This window comes from Flavobacterium sp. S87F.05.LMB.W.Kidney.N (genome assembly GCF_004366435.1).
In the GTDB taxonomy this organism is placed as follows: domain Bacteria; phylum Bacteroidota; class Bacteroidia; order Flavobacteriales; family Flavobacteriaceae; genus Flavobacterium.
In genome coordinates this window covers 150,221-175,724 of the sequence record NZ_SODX01000003.1, presented here as the reverse complement: position 1 = coordinate 175,724, position 25,504 = coordinate 150,221, and the positions used below count along the sequence as shown (strand labels likewise).

The window sequence follows — 25,504 nt, the reverse complement described above, 5'->3', positions numbered from 1 at the left end:
CTAGACCTGCACAATCTGCGCGAGAAAATTTGAGTGAATTTTATATGAAAAAAGCCGTTCTGAAATTATTCTCAGAACGGCTTTTCACATATAACGTTTTACTTCTAACTCACAACTTGAGTATTTAGTTTACTATTTTTTCTACTATAAGTAAAGTAAATAAACAATCCGATTAGTAACCAAATGGTGAAGTAAATCCAGTTCCAAACGCTTAATTCGGCCATCATATACAGGCAGCAAATTAATCCTAAAAGCGGAATTAAAGATAGATTTTTTCTGAATGCCCAAACGGCTAATCCAATCAAAACAAATAAGAAAATCCACATTGGAATTTTGTGTTTGAATAAGCTGAATCCTGATTCGTATTTTAAAGAATCGTTAATTGGTAATCCTTTTACAACCTCAGCATATTTTGCGTCGTCGTCTTGGTATTGACTTAGCAAATGCTCTAAATCTGATGTTTCTGCAGTTTTATTTTGAACGTCAATGCTTTCCAAATAATTAAAAACTTTTGCCGATTCTTCTTTATCTAAAGAAGTAATAATTGTTGTCGCATCATTCGTTTGCGCCTCATTATTTATAAAAGCCATTGTAGCTTTATTGTTGAACGTAAAAGCATAATACAATCCAGCAATCATTAAAACTGGTAAAATATATTTTGAATTTACATATGGCGTTTTGAATTTTCCTCTTGGAATTTCAGGTTTGTTTTGTAACACTAAAACCCCTGCACAAACTAATACAAAGGCAAACAAAGTTCCGATACTGCATAAATCAGTAACCATTGTAAGGTTTAAAAATAAAGCTGGAACTGCTACCACAAAACCAGTAACAATCGTAGCAAAAGATGGTGTTTTATATTTTGGGTGAACGGTAGAAAATTTCTTTGGCAATAAACCATCACGGCTCATGCTCATCCAGATACGAGGCTGTCCCATTTGGAAAACCAATAAAACGCTTGCCATAGCTACTACAGCACTTACAGCAATAATTCCCGACATCCATTTTAGGTCTAATTTATCGAAAACAAATGCAAGAGGATCTCCAACATTTAGTTCGTGGTATTTTACCATTCCCGTTAAAACTAAAGCAATAGCGATATATAAAATCGTACAAATGATAATTGCCCACATCATACCTCGTGGTAAATCACGCTGCGGATTTTTACATTCTTCGGCAGTTGTCGAAATCGCATCAAAACCAATATAAGCAAAGAAAACAGCAGAAACACCTTTTAAAACCCCGCCAACTCCATTTGGAGCAAACGGATCCCAGTTTGCTGTATCTACGTAAAATACACCCACAGCAATTACTAGAAGAACTACACAAAGTTTAACAACAACCATTAAATTACTGGCGTTACGAGATTCTTTCATTCCTCTGTAAACTAAGGCAGTAATCAAAATAATGATAAATAACGCCGGTAAATCAGTAACAAAATGGAAAGATCCTATTGTTGGCGCTGTTGTCCAAGCTGTATGGGCCTGCTGTAAAGCTGTACTTAAATTTTCGAATGATTTTCCGCCTCGCATTAAAGCTTCGGCATCTTTAAATCCGTTTGATGCCGTTAAATAATCCATCTGAATCCATTGCGGAAGATGTATACCGCCGCTCTGGAGCAGTCCCGTAAAATAATCACTCCATGATATGGCAACGGTTATATTTCCGACGGCATATTCCATAATCAAAGCCCAGCCGATTATCCAGGCGATTAATTCTCCAAAAGCAACATACGAATAGGTATAAGCACTTCCTGAAACCGGCACCATCGAAGCAAATTCCGCGTAAGCAAAAGCAGCAAAACTACAAGCTAAAGCTGTAAATAGAAACAAGAAAATAACAGCTGGTCCGCCGTCTGCACTGGCTTTTCCGATAGTACTAAAAATCCCTGCCCCAACAATAGCCGCAATTCCGAATGCAGTCAAATCTTTGGTCGTCAAATGTTTTCCTAATGCATTATGACCATCTGATTCGTTCTGAGCAACTTGCTTCAGAATATCCTGTACTGTTTTCTTTCGGAATAAACTTGAAAATGCCATATATGTTTTGCTATTATAAAATTAATTTACTTCGGACTTTATGGTTTTATTTTGCAAATAATGCAAAAATTATCCTGATTTCAAATATATAAAACGATTTTGTTTTTTGAGGGTGTTTTTTTGCCACGAATTTCTCGAATTTTCTCGAATTATTTTTTTGCCACAGATTAAATGATTTACGCAGATTTTATTTTTTATAAACTTAAAAGTAAATCTGCTAAAATCTGCCAAATCTGCGTGAAACAAAAAGAATCGTTTTATCTAAATTTATTCATTAAAATTAATCTGCTAGATCTGTGGAATCTGCGGGAAACAAAAACATCCTAAGTCAATAACATCAAACACAAATGTAACATTTATCAAAAACAGCTTACTAATAAATTGCTATTTAACTTAAAAGATAAATTATATGGAAAAAATTTCAAGAAGATCGTTTGTGAATAAATTTGGAATTGGCGTTGGCGCGTCTGTTGTGATGACAGCTCTTCCTTCTTTTTTATCTGCGCCGCAAACAAATAAAATGCCTTATACTGGAAAAAAACTAAATATTGCGCTTTGCGGCTTGGGAAATTACGCTTCACTTCTGGCGGAAGGTCTTCAAGTTTCTGAATACTGCCAGCTTGCGGGAATCGTGACAGGAACACCTGCTAAAGCCGAAAATTGGAAAAAGAAATATAATATACCAGAGAAGAACATTTACAATTATGAGAATTTCGATTCCATCGTAAAAAACAAAGATATTGATTTAGTTTATGTCGTAACTGCCAATTCACTGCACAAAGAACTTACCGTTAGGGCAGCAAAAGCTGGAAAACATGTTATTGTCGAAAAACCGATGGCAATTACTATCGAAGACTGCCAAGAAATGATTAAAGCCTGTAATGAAAACAATGTACAACTCGCAATGGGTTATCGTCTGCATTATGAACCTAATCATCTGGAAGTAAAGCGACTTGGGCAGGAAAAAGTTTTGGGTCAGGTTCGTTTTATTGAAGCCTCTCTTGGTTACAGCACGTATGATTTTCGTGATATTAATTCACCTGTAGATTTAAATGCCCGTAACCAATGGAGATTGAATAAAAAACTAGCTGGAGGCGGTACTTTAATCAATTTAGGCGTTTATTGTATTCAGGTTTCGCGTTATGTATTAGGCGAAGAACCAATTGCTGTAACGGCACAATTTGGAACTGTAAATAATAAAAATATGTTTGCTCAGGTGGAAGAAAATATTACCTGGCAAATGGAATTTCCAAGTGGTGCTGTGGCTAATTGCAGCAGTTCATATGGTTTTGGTATTGATAGATTTTTCGCTTCCGCAGATGAAGGCACATTTGAAATGAGTCCTGCTGTGAGCTATGGACCTTTTGTAGGTAAAAGATCTGATGGAAAAGCATTTAATTTTCCTGTGATAAACCAACAGCAAACCCAAATGGATGAAATTTGTAAAGTGATTTTAGCAAACAAAAAACTACCCAATCATATTACTGGAGAAGAAGGAATGAAAGACATGAAAATTATTAATGCGATTTATAAAGCAGCAGAAACCGGCAAGAAAATTTCATTAAAATAGTTTATTTCAATTCGTGAATTCGTGGCGGAAAAAATAGCCACGAATTCACGAATTATCTTTTATAAAAACTTTGCGAACTTTTCGGTCAAACTTATTTTAAGCAACTTCTCAAAATCGAAACAGGATGCTGCGCTTCACGTTTTGTTCCATCATAAATTTGATGACGACAGCTCGTTCCCGCAGCGGCGATTTTTACGTTTGAAGCAGTATTTCTAACTTTTGGGAAAAGAGTATCCTCTCCCATTTGCATACTTACTTTGTAATGTTCTTTTTCATATCCAAAAGAACCTGCCATTCCGCAGCAGCCTGAATTATAAATCGTAACAGTATTATTTTTAGGAAGATTCAGCATCGCGAAAGTTGCTTCAACAGAACTCAACGATTTTTGATGGCAATGTCCGTGAATTTTGATTTCTTTAGTTTCTTCAGAAAATGAATCTGGAGTTATTTTCCCGTCGATGATTTCTTTTTTAAAGAATTCTTCAATAGTAAAAGCATTTTGCGAAATTCTCTCTGCATTTTCTTTGTCCGATGCCAATCGCAGATATTCATCTCTAAAAGTTAAAATTGCCGAAGGTTCGATCCCGATTAACGGCGCATTACTTGAAATTAAATCTTTGAAGATATTGATATTGATATCGGTGATTTTTTTGGCTTCTTCCAAAAATCCTTTCGATAAATACGTTCTGCCGCTTTCTTCGTGATCTGCGATTAAAACCTGATATCCTAATTTCGTTAATAATTCAAAAGCGTCGATCCCGATAGTTACATCATAATAATTGGTGAATTCGTCGACAAACAAATACAATTTTCCGTTTGGAAAATCACTGGCTGCAGGCTTGTTATTTTCATACCATTTTCTGAAAGTCTTTTTCGCCAAAAGCGGAACTTGTCTTTCTGGCGCAATTCCCATTGACTTTTTAACAAGCGACTGATTCGAAATAAAATTAGTAATCGATGGAAACAAACTTCCCATTTTGTTCAATTTTGCATTGTTGGCAAAAATTTTACTTCGGGTCGAAAATCCGTTTGCTTTTTGATATTGGTATAAAAATTCGGCTTTTAGCGTTGCGACATCCACGTTACTCGGACATTCGCTTGCGCAGGCTTTACAACTCACACACAACTCAAAAACTTCGTATAATTCTTTCTGGTCAAATTTGTTTTCTTTTTCAGAATATGTCAAATATTCTCTTAAAGCATTTGCTCTGGCGCGCGTCGTTTCTTTTTCATTTCTGGTCGCGCGATAACTCGGACACATCGCTCCTCCCGCCGATGGCATTTTCCTGCAATCGCCGGAACCGTTGCATTTTTCGGCTGCACGAAGAATTCCTAAACTGTCTGAGAAATCCTGAAAGGTTTTAATATCCGGCTCTACTCTTCCTGAAATTACACGATGATTTTCGTCCATTTTCAAGGCGTTGACAATCTTTCCGATATTAAAAACCGAATTCGGGTCAAATGCCAATTTGATTCTTTTCAGCAATTCGTAGTTTTTCTCGCCAATCATAAACGGAATAAACTCCCCTCGCACAATTCCGTCACCATGTTCACCGCTCAATGAACCTCTATATTTTTTTACCAAATGCGCCACATCGGTTGCAATAGTTCTGAATAATTTTAAATCTTCCGTTTTTTTCAAATTCAAAACCGGACGCAAATGCAGTTCGCCTGCACCCGCATGCGCATAATAAATCGCTTCTTGTCCGTGGCTCAGCATCATCGCCGAAAACTCCGCAATATACGCTGGTAAATCACTTAATTCAACTGCTGTATCTTCAATAGAATCGGCTGCTTTATTGTCACCAACAATACTTCCCAAAAGTCCAAGACCGGCTTTTCTCAGTTCGTTAGCTTTATCAATATCTGGACCGTAAATCTTTACGCGGGCGTAACCAAAATTATGTTTTTCTAAATCGGCTATTAAATCATTAGCTTGTCTTTCGGCATCTTCTAGAGAATGAGAAGCCACTTCAAACAACATGATAGCTTTTGGTTCACCTACCAAAAAGAAACGATTTTTTATATGTTCGCGATTGGTTTTTGTACAATCCAAAATGGTATCGTCGATCATTTCACAAGTGTACAAATGATGTTTCATTGCCACCACCACAGATTCTAAAGATTCCTGAATCGTATGGTAATGTCCAACCACCATAATATTATGTACAGGTGGTAAATCGTCAACTTTCAAAGTGATTTCTGTTGTAAAGGCCAGAGTCCCCTCGCTTCCGCAAAGTAATTTTCCAACATTAATTGTAGGTTCTGTTCCTCCAAATAAATCGGATCTTAATAGGATATCAACGGCATAACCTGTATTTCTTCTGTGAATTTCTGGTTTCGGAAACTCTTTTATAATCTCTTCCTGATTTTCCTTTTCCGAAAGTTCATCGTAAAGTCGTTTGTAGATTTTATTTTCTAAAGAATCTCCTTTGGTTTTCTCCATAAATTCCGCCGAAGTCAGTTCGCCAAAAGCTACTTCAGAACCGTCGCTCAAAATTGCTTTAACCTCAACAATCTTATCGCGCGTAACACCATACCGAATCGAAGTTGTTCCAGATGAATTATTTCCAACCATTCCGCCAATCATAGCGCGGTTTGAGGTTGATGTAATTGGCGCGAAAAATACCCCGTGAGGTTTCAAGAATAAATTCAGTTCATCTCGAATAACACCAGGCTGTACCGTAACGGTTTTCTTTTCGGCATTGTACGAAATAATTTTGGTGAAATTTTTCGAAACATCCACCACAAGTCCGTCCCCTACCGCTTGTCCGGCCAGTGAAGTTCCAGCAGTTCTTGGCGTAATCGAAATATTATGTTGTGCTGCGAAGCGAATTAATTTGCTGATATCTTCTACCGTCTTAGGCACAGCCACTGCATTTGGCCGAATCCGATACACTGATGCATCTGTAGAATAAAGTGTTTTATGAAGATCATCGTATAAAAGTTTGCCTTCGAGAGTATCGGCTAATTGCTCTAAATGAGATTGGGTCAACATGTAAGTGGTGCTTTTTGATAAAATAGTTCTGAAAAAACTCAGACAGCAAATATAAAAATATAGCAGATTAAATTGATATAATTTGTGATTTTATCTGATTCCTCCATTAGATTTTATAAAATTCTAAGAGAATCCTGTAAAGTGTTCCACTTTCTAAATCTCTACTTTTAGAATTTAACTTTTTTATGCCAATTACTTATTTATTATGGAAGACTTTCTGCAAGACGTTGTCAAACATTTAGAAGGATATTATTATAGCATTGTCGATCTTACGCCAAAATTTATTCTGGCAGTTCTGGTCATTTTGGTTTCATGGTTTATTGCAAGCCGTGTCGGAATTTTTGCAGGCAACCGACTAAAAGTCAGAATGCACGATCGTCTTCTGGCAACTTTTATCGCTCGTTTAATTAAGTCTGTTCTTATTATTATCGGGATTCTTATTATGTTCCGAATTATCGGTCTTGACGGAATCGCTCAAAGCATGCTGGCCGGTGCCGGAATCTCTGCTTTTGTAATTGGTTTTGCGCTTAAAGATATTGGCGAAAATTTCCTTGCGGGAATTCTGCTGGCTTTTAAAAGACCTTTTAATATTGGAGATATTATTGAAAGTAATGGCGTTAAAGGCGAAGTAATTAACCTCAACCTGCGCGATACGGAAGTAAAAAGCGACTCGAAAATCATTTATATTCCAAACGCACTTTTAATAAAAAACACGCTCATTAACTACAACAGCGAAGGTTTTCTGCTCCAGACTTTCACAGTCGGACTCGAATACGGTTCTGATTACACACGTGCTATCGAACTCGTAAAAGAAGTTCTTGGAAACAGCGAAGACGTCACCGAAAAAGACCACGAAAACGCAGCCGTAATTACTGATGTCGCTGCTGCAGGTGTTATTCAGCTTAATATACGGTATTGGGTGAAAACTGCATCAACAACAGAAAATTCAGAATGCCGTTCTAAAATTATTGCTGCAGTCTTGAAAAAGTTAAAAGAAAATGAGTTTGTGTTGAAGTAAAGTGCAGAGGTCCAAAGTGGCAAAGGTTCAGAGATTTCTTCCAAACACAATTGTCAGCCTGAGCGTAGTCGAAGGATTATGACAAGTTAAACTTCCATTTTTTTGGAATTTGGGATTTAAAAAATTGGAATTTAAATAAAAAGATATCTTCGCAATAAGATTCTTACCCCTTCCCCCAAATCCTAGTATTCAAATCCAGTTCATGAACAATATCCTGCATAAACTGAACTATCGAAAGATCATCAGTAAGTAAATTAGGAACTAATAGCGAAGAATGGATAGGCGCTTCAAAGTAGTTATGAGACAGCGGAAAAGCAATATACATTTTCGAATCTATAAATGAGAGCGAAATAGTATCTTCTGATTTTTTGTTTAATTCTAAAATTCTTTCCATCATGGCTGGAGTTAAAATATATCTCGCCTCAATTTGATTTCTAGAATAGGTAACAAAAATCTCATCAAAAATGGTATTTTCTAAATGCACTAACTCACTGTTTCCAAAGCTAAAAACGTTTTTAGAAAACCACGCACCAATAGCATCTCCAACACCTTTTGGACGCACGACCGTCGACACTTCAAAGTTTTTATTGAAATCGGCTACGAAAATAATTCCTTTAAAAATTGTATGCCAAGTTGTTTTCGTTCCGTTTTTGGTGTGGGTTTCGGTTTTATATTCAGCGTGAACTTCGGCAAACCAAAAAGCAGTTTTATCGGCAGTTCCGCTTATTAAATCTTGGGTCTTATAACGATCTGGTTCGGTTGTAAAAAGTTCAGAGCTTATAAACTCATATTCGGGAAGTCCGCTTTGAGGCGTAATCGAAAAAGTTTCATTAATCTCTTTTAATGCTGATGAAACAACATTGGTTTTATAAACAAATTTGTATTTTTTGACTTCATCTTGTATTTGAAAATACATTACAACACCAATAACCAGAGGAACTAAAGCTCCAAAAAAGGCTAACATTGGAAACCTAATTAATAAACCAATAGCTAAAATTAATGCAGCAAGACCAAACAAGATATAGCAGGTTCTATAGGTTTCTGCTATTTTTTTTCGGTCAATTTCTAATGTATTTAAAACCTCCTGTAAAGCTTTATAAGTAGTATTTTCTGAATCCATTAATTATTAAAAAGCTCTTTTGCACTAATGTTTTTACGCTCTTCTGCTGGTGTTTCCAGAACATCAATTTTAGTATAATTGAGCATTCCCGCAAACATATTGCCTGGGAACATCATAATAGCATTATTGTAACTAGTAACCGAAGCATTATAAGTTCTTCTCGCAGCTGCGATTTGTTCTTCACTTTCTGTCCAAGTCGATTGTAAATTCAGGAAATTAGTATTGGCTTTTAAGTCTGGGTAGTTTTCAACGGTAACCATTAAACCTTTTACAGCTGTACTTAATTCCGTATCTAAACTTGCTTTTTCGGTTTCTGTAAGTGAACCTGAACCTGCTTTTGCGCGAAGTTCTACGATTTTAGTTAATGTACTTTGTTCGTAATTGGTGTATTGTTTAACAATCTCAACAAGATTGGGAATCAAATCAAAACGTTTTTTAAGCATGACATCAATTGCCGAAAAAGCATTAGTAACCTGATTTCTTCTTTCGATAAGAGAATTATAAATAAATACGCCAACTGCTAAAAAAACAACAAGGATTATAACTATAATCATAACTTAAAAAATTTAATTGGTTTGAAGGCAAATATATAGAAAAGCAAATAAGTTTTATACTTTATTTGTAGGATATACCACATTTTTTTAAAAACGCATAAAAATGCATTTTTAAATAATTCTACAATACTTTAATTCCAGAATCTACAAAATTCTTTATTTTCGGACTTGCAACATTTAGGTCTGTTACAACGGCGTAAAGTTTATCAAGATCACAAACTTTATGTGGCATTTTGCTGTTCATTTTTTCAGAGGTAAAAAGCGCAATTACCTTGTCTGATGCCCTAATCATCTCTTTTTTAATAACCGAAACTTCATAACCAATTTCGGTAAGTCCTTGATTTACATCGATACTGCTGACACCCATAAAACAAATGTCGGCTTTAATTTTGGAGAGCACCTGAACCACATCAATACCAACGGTTACCATTGCCTGCTTTTGCAATTTCCCGCCAATAAAAATCAATTCGATATTGGGGTGCTGCGATAACTGCATCGCAATTGGAAGACTGTAGGTATAAATCGTAGCGGTAAAATTTAGCGGAATAAGTTTGCAGAGAGTCAAATTTGTTGTTCCTCCGCTCATAATAATCACTTGACCTTCATTCAAAAAAGAAAGCGCTTTTTTAGCCACGCTTATTTTCTTATCCTCATTAATAATAGTAATGTCGAAAACATTTTTATGATTGTTTTTGGCTAAAAATGCGCCACCATACACCTTATTTATTAAGCCTTTATCATTTAACTCAATAAAATCCCTGCGAATAGTATCCTCAGAAATATTCAATTCTAAAGCTAAGTCGATCGTATTTATTTTTTCGACTTGTTGAAATTTATTCATAATGAATTGATGTCTTTCCTTTTTGAGCATAAGATCTTCTTTTTTACAAATTTAGAAAAACATCGCAGTTTTGAAAATCCTCAAAATAAAACTTTTTACGATTTCCATAATTCCAATTAATTCAAAGTTATTTGTGCGTTTTTATGCATTATTGAATAGGATTAATAAAAATACGACATAAAGTTGCAATTTTTTAAAAATATTTTATACATTTCGCATCTCTAACCATAAATTAACCCTTATGAAAAAAAAGCATTTAATTCTTTTACTTTTCATTTTTGGAATACTAACCAGTTATTCGCAAAACAATCTAGTAAAAGGTGTCGTTACAGATGGCAGCGGTAACACATTGCCAGGCGCAAACATTCTAGTACAGGGAACCAAAGATCAAACTTCGACTGGAGTTGATGGAACCTTTTCGATCAAAGCAAACCAAGGAGCAGTACTTCTTGTTTCTTACATTGGTTTTAATACCAAAGAAGTTATTGTAAATGGCAGCAATCTTAAAATTGTTATTTCAGAAAGTGCTCAAACGCTGAACAATGTAACTATTGTGGGTTCTATGGGTATTGTTAGAAACAAATCGTCTTTAGGATATGCGGTTCAGGAAGTAAAAGGAAAAGAAATCGCAGACACTCAGCGCCCAAACTTTGCTACGGCTTTGCAAGGTCGTGTTGCGGGTCTTACCGTAACGAGTACTTCTGGAGCACCGGGAGCCTCTGCTGCGATTCAGTTAAGAGGTGTAAATTCGCTTAGCGGGAGCAACTCTCCTTTGTATGTAGTTGACGGATTACCAGTGAATAACGAAACAATGGACCAAGGTGTAACAATTTCTAATGCTCCAAACAGAACGCAGGATTACACCAACAGAGGTGCAGACATTAACCCAGACGATATTGAATCTGTAGTTATCTTAAAAGGACCTGAGGCGGCAGCGCTTTACGGAATGCAGGCTGGAAATGGTGCGATCGTTATTACAACTAAAAAAGGTAAAAAAGGAGTTGGAAGACTAACCTACTCTACGAACACAAGATTTGATAATTTATATCGTTTCCCAGAAATTCAAAAAGTATATCAAAGAGGTTCTGATGGTGTAAACAATCCAGATTACAGAAGACAATTTGGAACGGCTTACGAACCAGGAACTAAATTTTATAATAATGTTGAAAATTTCTTTAAAACTGGAGTTTCAACCAATCATAATTTGTCATTTGAGGCGGGTACAGAAACTACTTCTTACCGTTTGTCTATTGCCAACTTAGATCAGGAAGGTGTTGTGCCAAATACAGGATACAGCCGTTTAACTGCTAATTTGAATGCTTCTGCAAAATTATCTTCAAAATTAAGATCAGAAGCTAGTTTTAATTTTACAAAATCAGACAATCAAAAAGCAGCAAAGGGAGCTGGATCTGCCATACAGATTCCAGGAGTAACAAATGCAGGTTATCTGCTTTCATTATTAACTTGGCCGGCAAATGATGATGCAAGTGTTTATCTAAATCCTGACGGAACGAGAAGAAAAATCACCAGCGGTGCTTTGGATAACGAAACCGATAATCCGTATTGGGAGGTAAACAAAAATTTATCGGAGGATTTCAATAATCGTTTTATTACGAATGTTGGATTAATCTATGATCCAACTTCTTGGTTAAACTTAACTGGCCGTGTGGGCTGGGATGTCAATTCTGCTCAAGGTTACAGAGCCATTCATCCAGAATCTGCTGCGGGTATTGCTTCTGGTGGTTATATCGAATCTTACTATTCGAATACGAGTAATTTAAACACGATTTTATTAGTTACAGCTAAGAAATCTTTCGGAAAATTCAATACCAAACTGATGGTGGGTAATTCGGTTAACGATAATGATTATAAAATTTTATCTACAACAGGAAGCAAATTTTTCGATCCTAACTTCTACTCTATCAACAATACAGATGCTACAACGCAAAGATCTCAAGAGAGAATTATCCAAAGCAGAATCATTGGTTTCTTTTCTGAGCTGAGTTTAGATTACGATAAAATTGTTTATCTGACTTTGACTGGACGTGAAGACTGGACTTCTGTATTACCTGATCCATTTTTCTATCCTTCTGTTTCAACGAGTTTTGTTTTCACAAACTTAAACGGATTGAAAGACAAAGAAATTCTTTCTTACGGAAAATTAAGAGCTTCGTATGCGGAAGCAGCTAATATTCCATCGCCTTATTCTGCAGAGCCGGTTTTCACACCGCAATTGACTACAGATGGAGGTTATGCATATGGAGTTACAGGTGCGAATCCGAATTTGAAACCTGAATTCCGTAAATCTTTTGAATTTGGTACAGAATTAAAATTCTTTAAAAACCGCGTTGGATTAGACGTTGCTGTTTACAGTACTAAAACGATCGATCCAATTTTGAAAAATATGCGTTTAAGCTACGGAACTGGATTCGTAGTAACTTCTGCAAACTTTGGAGATTTACAAAACCAAGGTTTAGAGATTACTTTAAGCGGAAGTCCAATTCAAAAAGATAATTTTTCTTGGAATGTAAGTGCGAACTTCAGCAAAACGCGTTCAGAATTATTAAATCTTCCTTCTGTAGTTTCTGAATATTATGTTTCAGATACTTGGCTTTACGGAAATGTTCGCGGCGGGGTAACCGTTGGAAATCCGTTAACAACTTTAACTGGAAATGATTATTTAAGAAATAATGCCGGAGAACCTTTAATTGATCCCAATACTGGTTTCCCTTTAAAAGATCCAAACTTTAAAATTGTTGGAGACAGAAATCCAGATTTTATGCTTGGTTTACAAAATACATTTACTTACAAAAACCTTAGTTTATCATTCTTGTTAGACATTAGAAAAGGCGGCGATATTTACAATGCAACGGAGTTTTATTTATACCAAAACGGATTGTCTACTAAAACTTTAGATCGCGATCAAACCCGAATTGTAAAAGGTGTGCTAAGAGATGGCTTAGAAAATTCAGCTACTCCAACACAAAATAATATTCCGGTAAGACCAAGTGTTCAAAACGAATATTATAGAACTGGAGCTATCGATGCCGATTTTATTGAAAAAGACATTAATTGGCTGCGAATGAGAGATATCACTTTAAGCTATCAAATGCCTTCAGAAATCTTGAAAAAAACATTCATCAACAATCTTTCGCTTTATTTAACAATGACCGATGTTTTCATCATCACTAATTACACTGGAGCAGATCCTTCTGTTAACGGAACTAATGCTTCGACTGGAGGTGCTGGAGGAACAGGTTTTGACTTTGGGGTAGTTTCTACGCCAAGAGGTGTAAACTTAGGATTGAAAATCGGACTTTAATTAATTGACCATGAAAAATATAAAAACATATATAGCCGCATTAGGTCTTGTAACCACAATGATTTCTTGCAATGATTTAGAGGATATAAACGTGAATCCTAGTTTTCCTGTTGATGTTTCTGCTCCAGCTTTACTACCGCCAATCGAACAACAAATGGCTGTTGGACTGCAATTTGACAACCGTTGTCTAGGACGATACATTCAAAATTTCAGTATTGCTACGGTTGGTGCAGTAGGAAGCGAATGGGATCGTTTTGGATATCAGGCAAACAGCGATACAGGCGGTGAAATCTGGAAAATGGCGTATTTTGCTATTGGTTTAAACTTAACCAAATTACAAGAAAAGGCCGTTGCAGAGCAGCGTCATGATATTACTGGAATTTCAAAAGTTATCAGAGCTTGGTCTTGGCAGGTTGCAACAGATTATCATTCAGAATTAATTGATTTTGATCAGGTTTTCACTTCACGTCTTTCTTTTGACTATGTTTCTCAGGATAAAGTTTATGCTGAAGTTGTTCGTTTATTAAACGAAGGTTTAGTCGATTTAGATCGTACAGATGGAAATGTTTCGCAGACTTACACGGCTTCAGGCGACAAAATGTACGGCGGCGACCGCTCTAAATGGGTGAAATTTGCGTACGGAGTTTTGGCTAGAAACCTAAATAATCAAATTAATAAAGCTTCTTACAATCCAGATAAAGTTATCGAATACTGCGATAAATCATTGGCTTCAAACGCAGACAATGCTTTAATTCGATACAACGGAACAGTAGCTGCCGATATCAATTTTTACGGTCCTGGAAGAAACAATTTCAATACGTACCGTCAAACTGATTTTGCAGTACGAACAATGGACGGAACTCTTTTTGGAAACGTAAAAGATCCTAGAATTTCTAGAGTTTTAGCGCCATCTGTAGGTCTTTCTGAAACTGCTCCGGCTTCTGCTGCAAATCCAGATCCGAGTAAATATACTTTTAATGGAAATCCTTTAAATACTACAGCTTCAACAGTTGCAACCAACGTAAGCAGAATCCCAAATATTTATGGAACCTATGTTGCGGGAACTATTACAACTCCTGGAAGATATCTTTTTAGAGATAAAGCGAATTTTCCTTTGATGACGTATTCTGAAATTCAATTTATTAAAGCTGAAGCAGCCTTCATTAAAGGAGACAAAGCGATGGCTTTAGATGCTTACAGAAAAGCAATTGACGCCAATATTGATTTTGTAAATGCAAATACGGTTGTAAGCACAACTTTCCCTATTACCTCAACAATTACAGCTGCAGAGAAAACAGCATTTTTAACGAATGTCAATATTGTTCCAGCGGCTGCAGACTTGACTATCAGTCATATTATGCTTCAAAAATATGTAGCTTTATTTGGTTATGGAATGTTAGAAACTTGGACAGATTTACGTAAATATCACTATAATACTGACATTTACAAATCAATGAATTTAACACCAAATGGAGGAATATTTGTTGACAATAATGGAAAATTACCTTACAGAGTTCGTCCGAGATTTAACTCAGAATATGTTTGGAATTTTGATGCTTTAAAAGCGATCGGAGCCGATAAAGTAGATTATCACACACAAGAAATGTGGTTTTCTCAACCGTAATTTTAAACTAAAAATCGAATCAGATGAAAAATATATTTAACCATTTTAAAAAGTTAATCATTCCCGTTTTTGGAGTACTTGCGTTTACATCCTGCGGTGACGAGAACGATCAAACTCCTTATCAAACTAAGGATGGAATAGCAAATGCTTCTAACGTAAAATTTGTTCATGCGGCTGTAGGTCCAAACGGAACTAATTTTCAAATCAATTACTTTACAGGAGCAGAAAAAATCTCTGCTGTCGGTGTTTCAACTGGAGTTCCAATTGGCATGAGTTATGGTGCGCAGTATCCAGTTCCAATCAATTATGTTTTGATGAAACCTGGAACACAGCCTTTGAGTATTGTAACTCCTGCAACTCCAGCAGTTACTATTTATGACGGAAATATTGTTACCGAAACAGGAAAATATTATACTAGTTTCCTGCTGTCAACTCCGCCTTCTGTTACGCCTCCAGTATATTCTCTTTATCAGTTAAATGACGATTTATCGGTAGCAGATTTAGACCCAACTAAGGCTTACATTCGTTTTATAAATGTCATCAGCAATTCTGCTCCAGCAGGTTATGATTTAGGATTACTAAAAGAAACTTCAATCTCTGGCGCAACACCTGTGACTACAAAAGAAGTTTACACTTATAGAAATGTGACTTTTAAAGGCGGTGACGAAAAATACATCCCGATTGAGCCTCAAGATCCAAAAGATACAAGAGGATATCAATTGCAGGTTCGTGTGGCTGGTTCACCAACAAATGTTCCAGGAACAACAACTGGAACAACAATTGCCAATCTTGCGAATTCACCGGCAAGTACCGCTTTTATTCCTAGAGCAGGACGAGTGTATACGATTTATTGCAGAGGAATTATCGGTGGACTGCCAACGGCGACATCAAATGCTCCGTCTGTTACTTTTATAACAAATAAATAAGCTAAAAAATCGAACCACTTTCTGATTAAAGTGGTTCGATTTAATTACCCAATTTAGTTTTTTGTCCTTTATTAAACGTAATTTTAATTGTAATTTAAACTTTTGTCTTATGTTTCAATCCTTTAAAAAAATCACTTTTATTTTATTTTTAATCATTTCAAATGCATCGAATGCCAATTCATCAACCGAAATAATTGAAAATAAAATCAATGATAGCAGTAATGAAATTAAAACAGGAGCTGATAATTTCGAGAAATATATTCCTTTACTAAAAGACAAAAAAGTTGGGATTGTCACCAATCAAACTGGAATTTTATCCAATAAAAAACATCTGGTTGATTTTTTATTAGAGAAAAAAATCAACATTAAAACCATTTTTGCACCAGAACACGGCTTTAGAGGAACTGCCGATGCAGGCGAGCATGTTATTGATGGAAAAGATGCCAAAACTGGACTTTCGATTGTTTCACTTTATGGAGAAAACAGAAAACCAAAAAAAGAACAATTAGCTGCAATTGATGTTTTAGTTTTTGACTTACAAGATGTTGGAGCTAGATTTTACACCTACATTTCTTCACTTCATTATGTGATGGAAGCCTGCGCAGAAAACAATATACCGTTAATTATTTTAGATCGCCCGAACCCAAACGGAAGCATCGTTGACGGACCTATTTTGGAAAAAGAATTTACCAGTTTTGTGGGAATGCACGCAATTCCAATTTTACACGGAATGACAATTGGCGAATACGGCCAAATGATTAATGGTGAAAAATGGCTTAAAAACGGCATACAATGTAAATTGATTGTAATTTCTTGTACCAATTACAAAAGAGACATGCCGTACAGTCTGCTTGTAAAACCTTCACCAAATCTTCCAAACGATCAGGCAATAAATTTATATGCCAGTTTATGTTTGTTTGAAGGAACAAATGTGAGCCTTGGACGAGGAACAGAAAAGCAATTCCAGATTTATGGTTCTCCTTATTTAACCAAAACCAATTTTAAATTTACGCCAAAACCAAATTTTGGAGCCAAAGATCCTGTTTATAACGGAAAAGAATGTTATGGCGAAGATCTTTCTAAAGCACCAAAAGTGAATCAATTAGAATTAAAATGGCTTTTAAAAGCATATCAAAACACCACTGATAAATCGAAATTTTTTATTCCGTTTTTTACCAAATTGGCCGGCACAAAAAAACTGCAGCAGCAAATCGAAGCTGGAGTTTCTGAAAAAGATATTCGAGACAGCTGGAAAAAAGGTTTAGAAGATTTTAAAACGATGAGAAAAGCTTATATGCTTTATTAAAAAAAACATTTTTACATCCCTAAATTTCCCCCAAATCAAACTATTTTTTAATAAAATAGAGACTACTAATGCAAAATATTGAAGCTTGAAATTAGAAAAAGAAGGGCTTCAAAATCAAAAAAAAAGAAAAATGAAAAATAAAAATCCTGAAACTGAACAAGAATCTTTATACAAAGATTTGGATCAAATGAGCGTGAAAGAACTTTTGACGAACATTAATACAGAAGACAAAAAAGTACCGCATATCATTGAAGGACAAATTCCTAAAATTGAAAAACTGGTTAAAGCAATCGTAAAAAAAATGCAGCTTGGCGGACGATTATTTTATATCGGTGCTGGAACTTCTGGCCGTATCGGAATTTTAGATGCATCGGAATGTCCGCCAACATTTGGCGTTCCACACGATATGATTATCGGAATAATTGCGGGCGGCGACACTGCGATTAGAAAAGCGGTAGAAAATGCCGAAGATGATACGGAACAAGCATGGAAAGATTTAGCTAAATTTGAGATTTCAAGTCTGGATTTTATTATCGGAATTGCGGCTTCTGGAAATACGCCTTATGTTTTGGGCGCTTTGAAAAAAGCCAAAGAACATAATATTAAAACTGGAAGTATTTCCTGCATCAGTAATGGACTTATTGCCCAAGAAGCAGATCATCCAATTGAATTAATTGTAGGACCTGAATTTTTAACTGGAAGTACCAGAATGAAAGCGGGAACGGCACAAAAACTGACGCTGAATATGATCTCAACTTCGGTTATGATTAAGCTTGGAAAAGTAAAAGGCAACAAAATGGTTGACATGCAATTATCGAATGAAAAACTGGTTAAACGAGGCATCAAAATGATTATGGAAGAACTGGAAATTGAATATGATTTAGCCGAAGAATTACTGCATAAACATAAAAGTGTACGCGCTGTGCTGCTGGATCATAACAGCAAAAAATAATATAATTTCTAAATCCAAAACCAAATGTCTTCTACCACCATTCTCATTTTCATCTTTGTTTACTTTGGTCTTTTGCTTTTTATTTCAAACATAATCAGTAAGAAAGGACAAGACAATGATTCTTTTTTCAAAGCAAATAAAAATTCTAAATGGTATTTAGTTGCTTTTGGTATGATTGGAACAGCGCTTTCAGGCGTAACATTTATTTCTGTACCCGGAGAAGTTGGTTCACCAAACGGAGAACAATTCAAATATTTTCAATTTGTTTTAGGAAATGCGATCGGATTTGTCATTATTGCAAAAGTCCTCCTACCGCTCTATTACAGAATGAATCTGACTTCGATTTACAGTTATATCGAGCAAAGAATGGGAGTTCGAAGTTACAAAACTGCAGCTTCTATATTTTTAGTCAGCAGAACCATTAGTTCCGCTTTTAGATTGTATTTGGTTGTTATTGTTTTACAGCGTTATGTTTTTAATGATTTTAATATTCCGTTTCCGGTTACTGTGCTTTTAGCGCTGGCACTTATATTTTTATATACGTTTAGAAGCGGTTTAAAAACCATTATTATTACAGATACCTTACAGACGTTTTTTTTAGTTAGTTCCGTGTTTATAACCATTTATTTTGTTTGTGACAGTCTTAACCTGACTGTTCTTGAGTCTGTTTCAACCATTCAAAAAAGCAATTATTCAAAGATTTTTTTCTTTGATGATTTCTTTACGAGCAAATATCACTTCGTAAAACAAATTTTAGGAGGAATGTTTGTTACGATCGCAATGGTTGGACTGGATCAGGATTTAATGCAAAAAAACCTGAGCTGTAAAAACATCGGCGAAGCGCAAAAAAACATGTTCACTTTTACGGGAATTTTTGTTTTAATCAACATTATATTTTTGAGTTTAGGCGCATTACTTTATATCTATGCCGATAAAAATGGCGTTGCGATTCCGCTAGATTTAGCAACAGGAAAACCAAGAACCGATTTACTTTTTCCAGAAATTGCCTTAAATCATTTGTCAATTGTTCCAGCGTTTGTTTTCCTGTTAGGAATTATCGCCGCGACTTTTGCTACAACCGATTCTGCGTTAACGGCACTTACAACTTCTTTTTGTGTGGACTTTCTCGGAATGGATAAATCTGAAAATTTAGGAAATAACAAAAATGTAAAAACAAGACATTGGGTACATTTCGGATTTTCCATATTACTTTTTCTCGTAATTATTGTGCTGAATTCCTTTAACGATGCCTCTGTTGTGGCTTTGATTTTCCGAGCCGCATCTTACACTTACGGCCCGTTATTAGGATTATATGCTTTTGGATTATTACAAAAATCAAGATTAGTAAACGACAAATTGATCCCGATAATCTGTATTATTTCGCCGATACTGACATATTTTTTAAGCGAAAATTCGGCTCAATTATTCGGTTATACATTTGATAATGAATTAATCATAATCAACGGCTTATTCACTTATATCGGAATTTATTTTACCAGTAAACGCACCTCAGAAAGAATCTCTTTTTAATTGCCCAAAAACTATTTCATGAAAAATGCTATTATCAAAATAGGCTTGTTTACAATAATGCTTTTTTTTATCATCAATTGTGGTGTTTCTAAAAAAAGTAAAACTGCGGTTGAAACAAATAAGCCTGTTTCTACCGAAAATAAAGAAGTTTATATACCCAAAACTCAAGCCGAGAAAAAACACTTCCTTCAAGATTCTGATGCCGAAAATCGCTGGACAGACAGCATTTACAGCAAAATGACTTTGGACGAAAAATTAGGGCAGTTGTTTTTTGTTTCGGCTTATTCCAATAAAGATTCTGTTCACGTAAATAAAATAAAAGATTTAGTTGCTAATTATAAAGTCGGCGGTCTTATTTTCTTTCAAGGCGGACCAGTTCGTCAGGCGAAATTAACTAACGAATATCAGGCGAAAGCTAAAATTCCTTTGTTCATAGGACTTGATGCCGAATGGGGATTAAGCATGCGTTTAGATTCGACTTACGCTTATCCTTGGAACATGACTTTGGGCGCCATTCAGGATTTGGATTTAATCGAAAAAGTTGGCCGTAATATGGGAATAGAATGCAAAAGAATGGGAATTCATTTCAATTTTGCTCCTGTTTTAGACATCAATACCAATCCGCTGAATCCTATTATCGGAAATCGCTCTTTCGGCGAAAGCAAAACAAACGTTGCCAACCGCGCGACTGCACTAATGAAAGGTATTCAAAGTCAAGGTGTTTTGTGCACAGGAAAACATTTTCCGGGTCATGGCGACACGGCTGTCGATTCTCATAAAGCACTTCCAACAGTTTCTTTTACCAAAGAACATATGGATGAAGTCGAATTATATCCTTACAAACAGCTTTTTGATGAAGGTCTGGCTTCGGTTATGGTCGCGCATCTTAATATTCCGAGTTTAGAACCGAAAGAAAATATTCCTTCCTCTGCTTCTTATAATGTGGTTACAGACCTGCTTCAAAAACAATTAGGCTTTGAAGGTCTGATTTTTACGGATGGTTTAGGTATGAAAGGCGCGAGTAATTTTAAAGGTGTCGGTGATCTGGAATTGGCCGTTTTAGAAGCTGGAAATGATATTTTCCTTTGTCCTGATGATGTTCCAGTGGCTTTAGAAAAATTAAAAACTTTTTTTTCTGAAGGAAAAATAACAGAGGAGCGTTTGGCACATTCGGTTAAAAAAATACTGCATTATAAATTCAAAGCTGGTTTAAATAAATACAAACCAATTGATTTGAATAATCTGCAAAAAGATTTGAACAGCCCTGATAAAGACGCACTTCAATATACTTTGTATGAAAATGCCGTTACGGTTTTAAAAAATGAAAAAGACATTCTTCCAATTAAAGATCTGGAACAAAAAATCGCTTACGTAAAATTGGGAGAAGATGTAAACAGTGATTTTATTACTACTTTAAAAAAGTATACCAATATTACAGAGATTTCTAATAGCAATATTGATGCTTTAAACGAAGAATTAAAAAAATACGATTTGGTAATTGTGAGTTATCACAAAGTGAATAAAGCTTGGGAAAAACAAGATTTCAGTTCAAACGAGTTGTTTTTTCTAAACAAAATCGCCGAAAACAATAAAGTTATTCTCGACATTTTTGCAAAACCTTACACATTACTTCCAATCCAGAATTTTGATGATCTGGAAGGATTGGTGGTTTCGTATCAAAATTCAAACATTTCTCAAATTGTTTCTGCTGAAATTTTATTTGGAGCGAAAGAAGCAAAAGGAAAACTGCCAGTTTCTATAAACGAAAATTTCAAAGTCAATGCTGGAATTAATACGCAGAAAATAGATCGTTTAGCTTTTGATACGCCAGAAAATCTCGGAATGAGTTCTGCTATTCTTTCTAAAATTGATGCCATTGCCCAAAAAGCAATTGATGGCAAAATGGCACCGGGAATGCAGGTTTTGGTGGCAAGGAAAGGAAATGTTGTTTTCCAGAAATCGTACGGATATCACACATATGATAAAGATGTAAAAGTTTCAAATACCGATTTGTACGATGTTGCTTCGATTTCAAAAATGATTTCGACACTGCCAAATGTGATGCAGTTGTATGACAAAAACAAAGTTACCTTAGAAACAAAATTAGGTACAATGCTGCCGTTGTTTGCGAAATCTAACAAAAAAGATATTTCGTTTAAAGATCTTTTAAATCATTATGCAGGACTTATTGCGTGGAGTCCGTTTTACAAATCGACAATTGATGCGAAAGGTTATCCTTTGGAGAAATATTACAGAAAAATTCCAGAGAAAAATTTCACGACCAAAGTAGCAGACAGTCTTTTTATTCGAAATGATTATCACGACACGATCATGAAGTTTATCGCCGACTCTCCTATTTCGCTTAAAAAAGAATACAAATACAGCGATTTTACTTTTATCATTCTAAAAGAATATCTAGAAAGAGTAACGCATCAAAAGTTAGAAGATTTAAGCCAAAATAACTTTTTCAATTCTATCGGAATGAATTACACGACATACAATCCGCTGCTGCGATTTGATAAAAATGAAATCGCTCCAACCGAAATTGATACTTATTTCAGACATCAACTTATTCAGGGTTATGTTCATGATATGGCGGCTGCAATGGAAGGCGGTGTCGCTGGTCACGCTGGCGTTTTTTCGAATGCAATGGACGTGGCTAAAATGATGCAGCTTTTTCTCCAAAAAGGAAGTTATGGTGGCGAACGTTATTTTTCTGAAGCAACATTTGACACTTTTAATACCTGCTTTTACTGTGCTCAAGGCGTAGAAAGAGGTTTAGGTTTTGATAAAAGATTAGGAAAAGACGGCCCGACTTGCCAATGCGCTTCTGCTTCAAGTTTTGGACACACGGGTTTTACAGGAAATATGGCATGGGTTGATCCAGAAAATGAAACGGTTTATGTGTTTTTATCAAACAGGACTTATCCAAAAATTGGCGAGGAAGGCAATAAATTAGCCAAAGAAAAAATTAGAGAAGATATTCAGAAAATAATTTATGAATCTATACTAAAATAACTTAGATTTTATTAAACACATAGAGCCGTGTGCTTTATTTTGAGTGAAAGGACTTTTTATAAAGTTAATAAAATCTATGTTTCTATGTGTTAGAATTAATGCTACCAACTGTTTAACTTTAGCAGCATTTTAAATGAACTTTTATGAACAAAAATATTAAAGCACTTTATCAAATTGCCCAAAAAGAAACGAGACGAATTATTGGGCTGATGTCGGGAACTTCTCTTGATGGACTTGATATTGCATTGTGTGAAATTTCGGGATCTGGTGTTGATACAGAAGTTAAACTTATTGAATTTGAAACGGTTGATTACTCAGATGAAATCAAAACAGAAATTCGTAAAGTTTTTGCTCAAAAAAATATTGATTTTCAGCATTTGGTTTTACTCAACGAATGGATCGGAATTCTTCATGCAGAGATGATTAATACCAGTTTAAAGAAATGGAATATTGCTGCTGCAGAAGTTGATTTAATTGCTTCGCACGGACAAACCGTTTTGCATGCGCCTAAATTTTTACATCAGCAGGAAAAGTTTCCAAATGCTACTTTACAAATTGGCGACGGCGATCATATTGCTGTAAAAACAGGAATTATTACGTTATCTGATTTTAGGCAGAAACACGTTGCCGCAGGAGGCGAAGGCGCGCCTTTGGCCGTTTATGGCGATTATTTTTTATTCGGAAAAGAAGGCGAAAACAGAATTATGCTCAATATCGGCGGTATTGCCAATTTCACTTATTTACCAGCTGCCATAACTACAGAAGACACTTTTGTAACCGATACAGGACCAGGAAATACTTTAATTGATCTTTTTGTAAAGCGTCATTTTCCAGAAAAAAGTTATGATAAAGATGCGGAGACAGCCAAAAAAGGAATTGTAAACCAATCGCTTTTGGAGCATTTAAAAGACAATGATTTCTTCAAAAAAGATTTTCCAAAAACAATTGGCCAGGAACTTTTTGGGTACGAATATGTCAATAAAAATCTGGAAAAGAGCGGGAATACAACTATTTCTATTGAAGATTTATTAGCAACCCTAACGCGATTTAGCGCCGAAACTATTGCCGAAGCAATTCAATTTGCTGTCAAAAATAGTTCTCATAAAATTGAGGATTTTAAAATTTATATGTCAGGCGGAGGTGCAAATAATCCTTTATTAGTGCAGTGGTTAAAAGAATTATTGCCGTGTTCTTTCTTCAAAAGCAATGATTTAGGAATTAACAGCGATGCAAAAGAAGCAATTTTGTTTGCCATTTTAGCCAACGAAACGGTTGCTGGAGGAGATTTCAAATTTAATTCTGTAAAAATTCCATCAGTAACTATGGGAAAAATTTCAATGCCCGATTAAAAATACTAACAACCCAATCTAACCACAAAACCACAAACAATGAAAGACCGTATAATTTCAGTTGATGTTTTAAGAGGACTGACTGTTTTATTAATGACTTTAGTGAACAATCCCGGAAGCTGGAGTTACGTTTACCCGATTTTAGACCACGCAAAATGGAATGGCTGTACCCTTGCAGATTTAGTGTTTCCGTTTTTCATTTTTATTGTGGGAATCGCAGTTCCATTGGCTATGCCAATAAAAAAAGACAATGCCGAAAATATCACTAAAGTTATAACGCGATCTTTACGTATTTTTTGTTTAGGATTATTTCTAAGCTATTTCTATTCAATTCATTTCATGGGATTGCAGCCTGGAATTACACTTTTGTGCATTCGTTTATTTTTCACTTTCTGCGTTGGTTATGCGTTAATTGGAGATTTCAATCCTAAAACAAAAAACATTCTTGCACTGATTATTTTTGCAATTCTAATTGGTTTGGCTTACAGCGGACATGAGAATTTTGCTAAAATTAGATTACTTGGTGTTTTACAACGAATTGGAATTGTTTACTTTTTTGTTTCTCTTATCTATTTAAAAACCAATATTAAAACTCAAATTATTTTGAGTGCTTCAATTTTATTAGGATATTGGGCTTTAATGACACTAGTTCCAGTTCCTGGTATTGGATATCCGAATTTAGAAGTTGGAACAAATTTAGCTTCTTGGTTAGACAGCGTTTTACTCGAAAATCATATGTATGTCGAAACCAAGACTTGGGATCCAGAAGGTTTATTAAGCACTTTGCCAGTAATTGGAAACGGTTTAATTGGTTTATTAATCGGACAGCTTTTAATCCAGCCAATCCAGAAAATAAAAATCAACAAAATTATGGCTGGAATTAGTTTAGTATTAATTCTTCTTGGCTTGCTGTGGTCATTGGCTTTTCCTATAAATAAATCCATCTGGACAAGTTCTTATGTTTTATTCACCGCAGGTTTGGCCTTATTATTGCTTTCACTAATTTATTACATAATAGATGTTCGAGGTTATAAAAAATGGACAACTTTTTTACTGACTTGGGGCGTTAATCCGATGATTGTGTTTTTTGTTTCTGGAATTTTACCGCGCACCTTAACAATGATTAAAATTCAAGACCCAGAAAATATTTCCGAACAAATAAACGTTAGAGATTATGCTTATAATTTTTGGATTAGTCCGCTGTTTGAAAATCAAATGCTTTCGTCCTTAACATATTCTATAATTTACATTTTATTATGGAGTTGTGTATTGTGGTATTTTTATAAAAATAAGATTATTTTCAAAGTCTAATTTTTGAAGAAAAACCATAATTATTA

At 35.3% G+C, this 25,504-nt stretch carries 16 protein-coding genes; 11 read left to right on the top strand and 5 right to left on the bottom strand.

Annotated features, from left to right (window positions below):
• Nucleotides 1-104: 104 nt before the first annotated feature.
• Complete coding sequence (locus EDB96_RS09990; protein ID WP_134140559.1) at nucleotides 105-2,039, bottom strand: amino acid permease; 1,935 nt, start codon at nucleotides 2,037-2,039, stop codon at nucleotides 105-107.
• A gap of 409 nt (nucleotides 2,040-2,448) precedes the next feature.
• Between EDB96_RS09990 and EDB96_RS09985 the strand changes: the two genes are divergently transcribed.
• Nucleotides 2,449-3,609, top strand: a complete 1,161-nt coding sequence (locus tag EDB96_RS09985) for a Gfo/Idh/MocA family protein (protein WP_134140557.1) — start codon at nucleotides 2,449-2,451, stop codon at nucleotides 3,607-3,609.
• A gap of 91 nt (nucleotides 3,610-3,700) precedes the next feature.
• Here EDB96_RS09985 and EDB96_RS09980 read toward each other — a convergent pair whose 3' ends face one another.
• On the bottom strand, nucleotides 3,701-6,607 hold the full coding sequence (locus EDB96_RS09980) for an FAD-binding and (Fe-S)-binding domain-containing protein (protein WP_134140556.1): 2,907 nt from the start codon (nucleotides 6,605-6,607) through the stop codon (nucleotides 3,701-3,703).
• A 205-nt stretch (nucleotides 6,608-6,812) separates the two neighbouring features.
• Here EDB96_RS09980 and EDB96_RS09975 point away from each other — a divergent pair, with 205 nt between their 5' ends.
• Nucleotides 6,813-7,625: a mechanosensitive ion channel family protein gene (locus EDB96_RS09975; protein WP_134140555.1), complete on the top strand. Its 813-nt coding sequence runs from the start codon at nucleotides 6,813-6,815 to the stop codon at nucleotides 7,623-7,625.
• A 163-nt stretch (nucleotides 7,626-7,788) separates the two neighbouring features.
• Here the strand turns inward: EDB96_RS09975 and EDB96_RS09970 are convergent, their stop codons facing one another.
• From EDB96_RS09970 to EDB96_RS09960, 3 genes are all read right to left on the bottom strand, one after another.
• Nucleotides 7,789-8,745: a DUF3137 domain-containing protein gene (locus EDB96_RS09970; protein ID WP_057119295.1), complete on the bottom strand. Its 957-nt coding sequence runs from the start codon at nucleotides 8,743-8,745 to the stop codon at nucleotides 7,789-7,791.
• Entirely contained in the window at nucleotides 8,745-9,299 is a 555-nt protein-coding gene (locus EDB96_RS09965; protein ID WP_134140554.1) for a LemA family protein, read from the bottom strand. The genes EDB96_RS09970 and EDB96_RS09965 overlap by 1 nt, the downstream gene beginning before the upstream one ends.
• Nucleotides 9,300-9,420: 121 nt before the next feature.
• A complete protein-coding gene (locus tag EDB96_RS09960; protein ID WP_057119300.1) occupies nucleotides 9,421-10,170 on the bottom strand; it encodes a DeoR/GlpR family DNA-binding transcription regulator in 750 nt (249 codons plus the stop codon).
• Nucleotides 10,171-10,381: 211 nt separating this feature from the next.
• Between EDB96_RS09960 and EDB96_RS09955 the strand changes: the two genes are divergently transcribed.
• The 9 genes from EDB96_RS09955 (at nucleotide 10,382) to EDB96_RS09915 (ending at nucleotide 25,478) form a co-directional block, all read left to right on the top strand.
• Nucleotides 10,382-13,462 (top strand): SusC/RagA family TonB-linked outer membrane protein, encoded by a 3,081-nt coding sequence (locus EDB96_RS09955; RefSeq protein WP_134140552.1) that lies wholly within the window; start codon nucleotides 10,382-10,384, stop codon nucleotides 13,460-13,462.
• A gap of 10 nt (nucleotides 13,463-13,472) precedes the next feature.
• A complete protein-coding gene (locus tag EDB96_RS09950; protein ID WP_134140551.1) occupies nucleotides 13,473-15,086 on the top strand; it encodes a SusD/RagB family nutrient-binding outer membrane lipoprotein in 1,614 nt (537 codons plus the stop codon).
• Between the two features lie 23 nt (nucleotides 15,087-15,109).
• On the top strand, nucleotides 15,110-16,012 hold the full coding sequence (locus EDB96_RS09945; protein ID WP_057119307.1) for a DUF4397 domain-containing protein: 903 nt from the start codon (nucleotides 15,110-15,112) through the stop codon (nucleotides 16,010-16,012).
• Nucleotides 16,013-16,121: 109 nt separating this feature from the next.
• Nucleotides 16,122-17,318, top strand: a complete 1,197-nt coding sequence (locus tag EDB96_RS09940) for an exo-beta-N-acetylmuramidase NamZ domain-containing protein (protein WP_134140549.1) — start codon at nucleotides 16,122-16,124, stop codon at nucleotides 17,316-17,318.
• Between the two features lie 130 nt (nucleotides 17,319-17,448).
• Nucleotides 17,449-18,270 carry an N-acetylmuramic acid 6-phosphate etherase gene (gene murQ, locus EDB96_RS09935; protein ID WP_057119877.1) on the top strand — a complete coding sequence of 274 codons (822 nt, stop codon included), beginning with the start codon at nucleotides 17,449-17,451 and terminating at the stop codon, nucleotides 18,268-18,270.
• Nucleotides 18,271-18,294: 24 nt separating this feature from the next.
• Entirely contained in the window at nucleotides 18,295-19,800 is a 1,506-nt protein-coding gene (locus EDB96_RS09930) for a sodium:solute symporter (protein ID WP_057119309.1), read from the top strand.
• Nucleotides 19,801-19,818: 18 nt separating this feature from the next.
• Nucleotides 19,819-22,818 (top strand): glycoside hydrolase family 3 N-terminal domain-containing protein, encoded by a 3,000-nt coding sequence (locus tag EDB96_RS09925; RefSeq protein ID WP_134140548.1) that lies wholly within the window; start codon nucleotides 19,819-19,821, stop codon nucleotides 22,816-22,818.
• Between the two features lie 143 nt (nucleotides 22,819-22,961).
• Nucleotides 22,962-24,167: an anhydro-N-acetylmuramic acid kinase gene (locus tag EDB96_RS09920; RefSeq protein WP_134140547.1), complete on the top strand. Its 1,206-nt coding sequence runs from the start codon at nucleotides 22,962-22,964 to the stop codon at nucleotides 24,165-24,167.
• A gap of 39 nt (nucleotides 24,168-24,206) precedes the next feature.
• Complete coding sequence (locus tag EDB96_RS09915) at nucleotides 24,207-25,478, top strand: acyltransferase family protein (protein WP_134140545.1); 1,272 nt, start codon at nucleotides 24,207-24,209, stop codon at nucleotides 25,476-25,478.
• Nucleotides 25,479-25,504 lie beyond the last annotated feature (26 nt).

Coding starts and splice junctions, on each gene's coding strand:
- EDB96_RS09990 (WP_134140559.1), bottom strand. CDS start 2,039: ATGGCATTTTCAAGTTTATTCCGAAAGAAAACAGTACAGGATATTCTG.
- EDB96_RS09985 (WP_134140557.1), top strand. CDS start 2,449: ATGGAAAAAATTTCAAGAAGATCGTTTGTGAATAAATTTGGAATTGGC.
- EDB96_RS09980 (WP_134140556.1), bottom strand. CDS start 6,607: ATGTTGACCCAATCTCATTTAGAGCAATTAGCCGATACTCTCGAAGGC.
- EDB96_RS09975 (WP_134140555.1), top strand. CDS start 6,813: ATGGAAGACTTTCTGCAAGACGTTGTCAAACATTTAGAAGGATATTAT.
- EDB96_RS09970 (WP_057119295.1), bottom strand. CDS start 8,745: ATGGATTCAGAAAATACTACTTATAAAGCTTTACAGGAGGTTTTAAAT.
- EDB96_RS09965 (WP_134140554.1), bottom strand. CDS start 9,299: ATGATTATAGTTATAATCCTTGTTGTTTTTTTAGCAGTTGGCGTATTT.
- EDB96_RS09960 (WP_057119300.1), bottom strand. CDS start 10,170: ATGCTCAAAAAGGAAAGACATCAATTCATTATGAATAAATTTCAACAA.
- EDB96_RS09955 (WP_134140552.1), top strand. CDS start 10,382: ATGAAAAAAAAGCATTTAATTCTTTTACTTTTCATTTTTGGAATACTA.
- EDB96_RS09950 (WP_134140551.1), top strand. CDS start 13,473: ATGAAAAATATAAAAACATATATAGCCGCATTAGGTCTTGTAACCACA.
- EDB96_RS09945 (WP_057119307.1), top strand. CDS start 15,110: ATGAAAAATATATTTAACCATTTTAAAAAGTTAATCATTCCCGTTTTT.
- EDB96_RS09940 (WP_134140549.1), top strand. CDS start 16,122: ATGTTTCAATCCTTTAAAAAAATCACTTTTATTTTATTTTTAATCATT.
- murQ (WP_057119877.1), top strand. CDS start 17,449: ATGAAAAATAAAAATCCTGAAACTGAACAAGAATCTTTATACAAAGAT.
- EDB96_RS09930 (WP_057119309.1), top strand. CDS start 18,295: ATGTCTTCTACCACCATTCTCATTTTCATCTTTGTTTACTTTGGTCTT.
- EDB96_RS09925 (WP_134140548.1), top strand. CDS start 19,819: ATGAAAAATGCTATTATCAAAATAGGCTTGTTTACAATAATGCTTTTT.
- EDB96_RS09920 (WP_134140547.1), top strand. CDS start 22,962: ATGAACAAAAATATTAAAGCACTTTATCAAATTGCCCAAAAAGAAACG.
- EDB96_RS09915 (WP_134140545.1), top strand. CDS start 24,207: ATGAAAGACCGTATAATTTCAGTTGATGTTTTAAGAGGACTGACTGTT.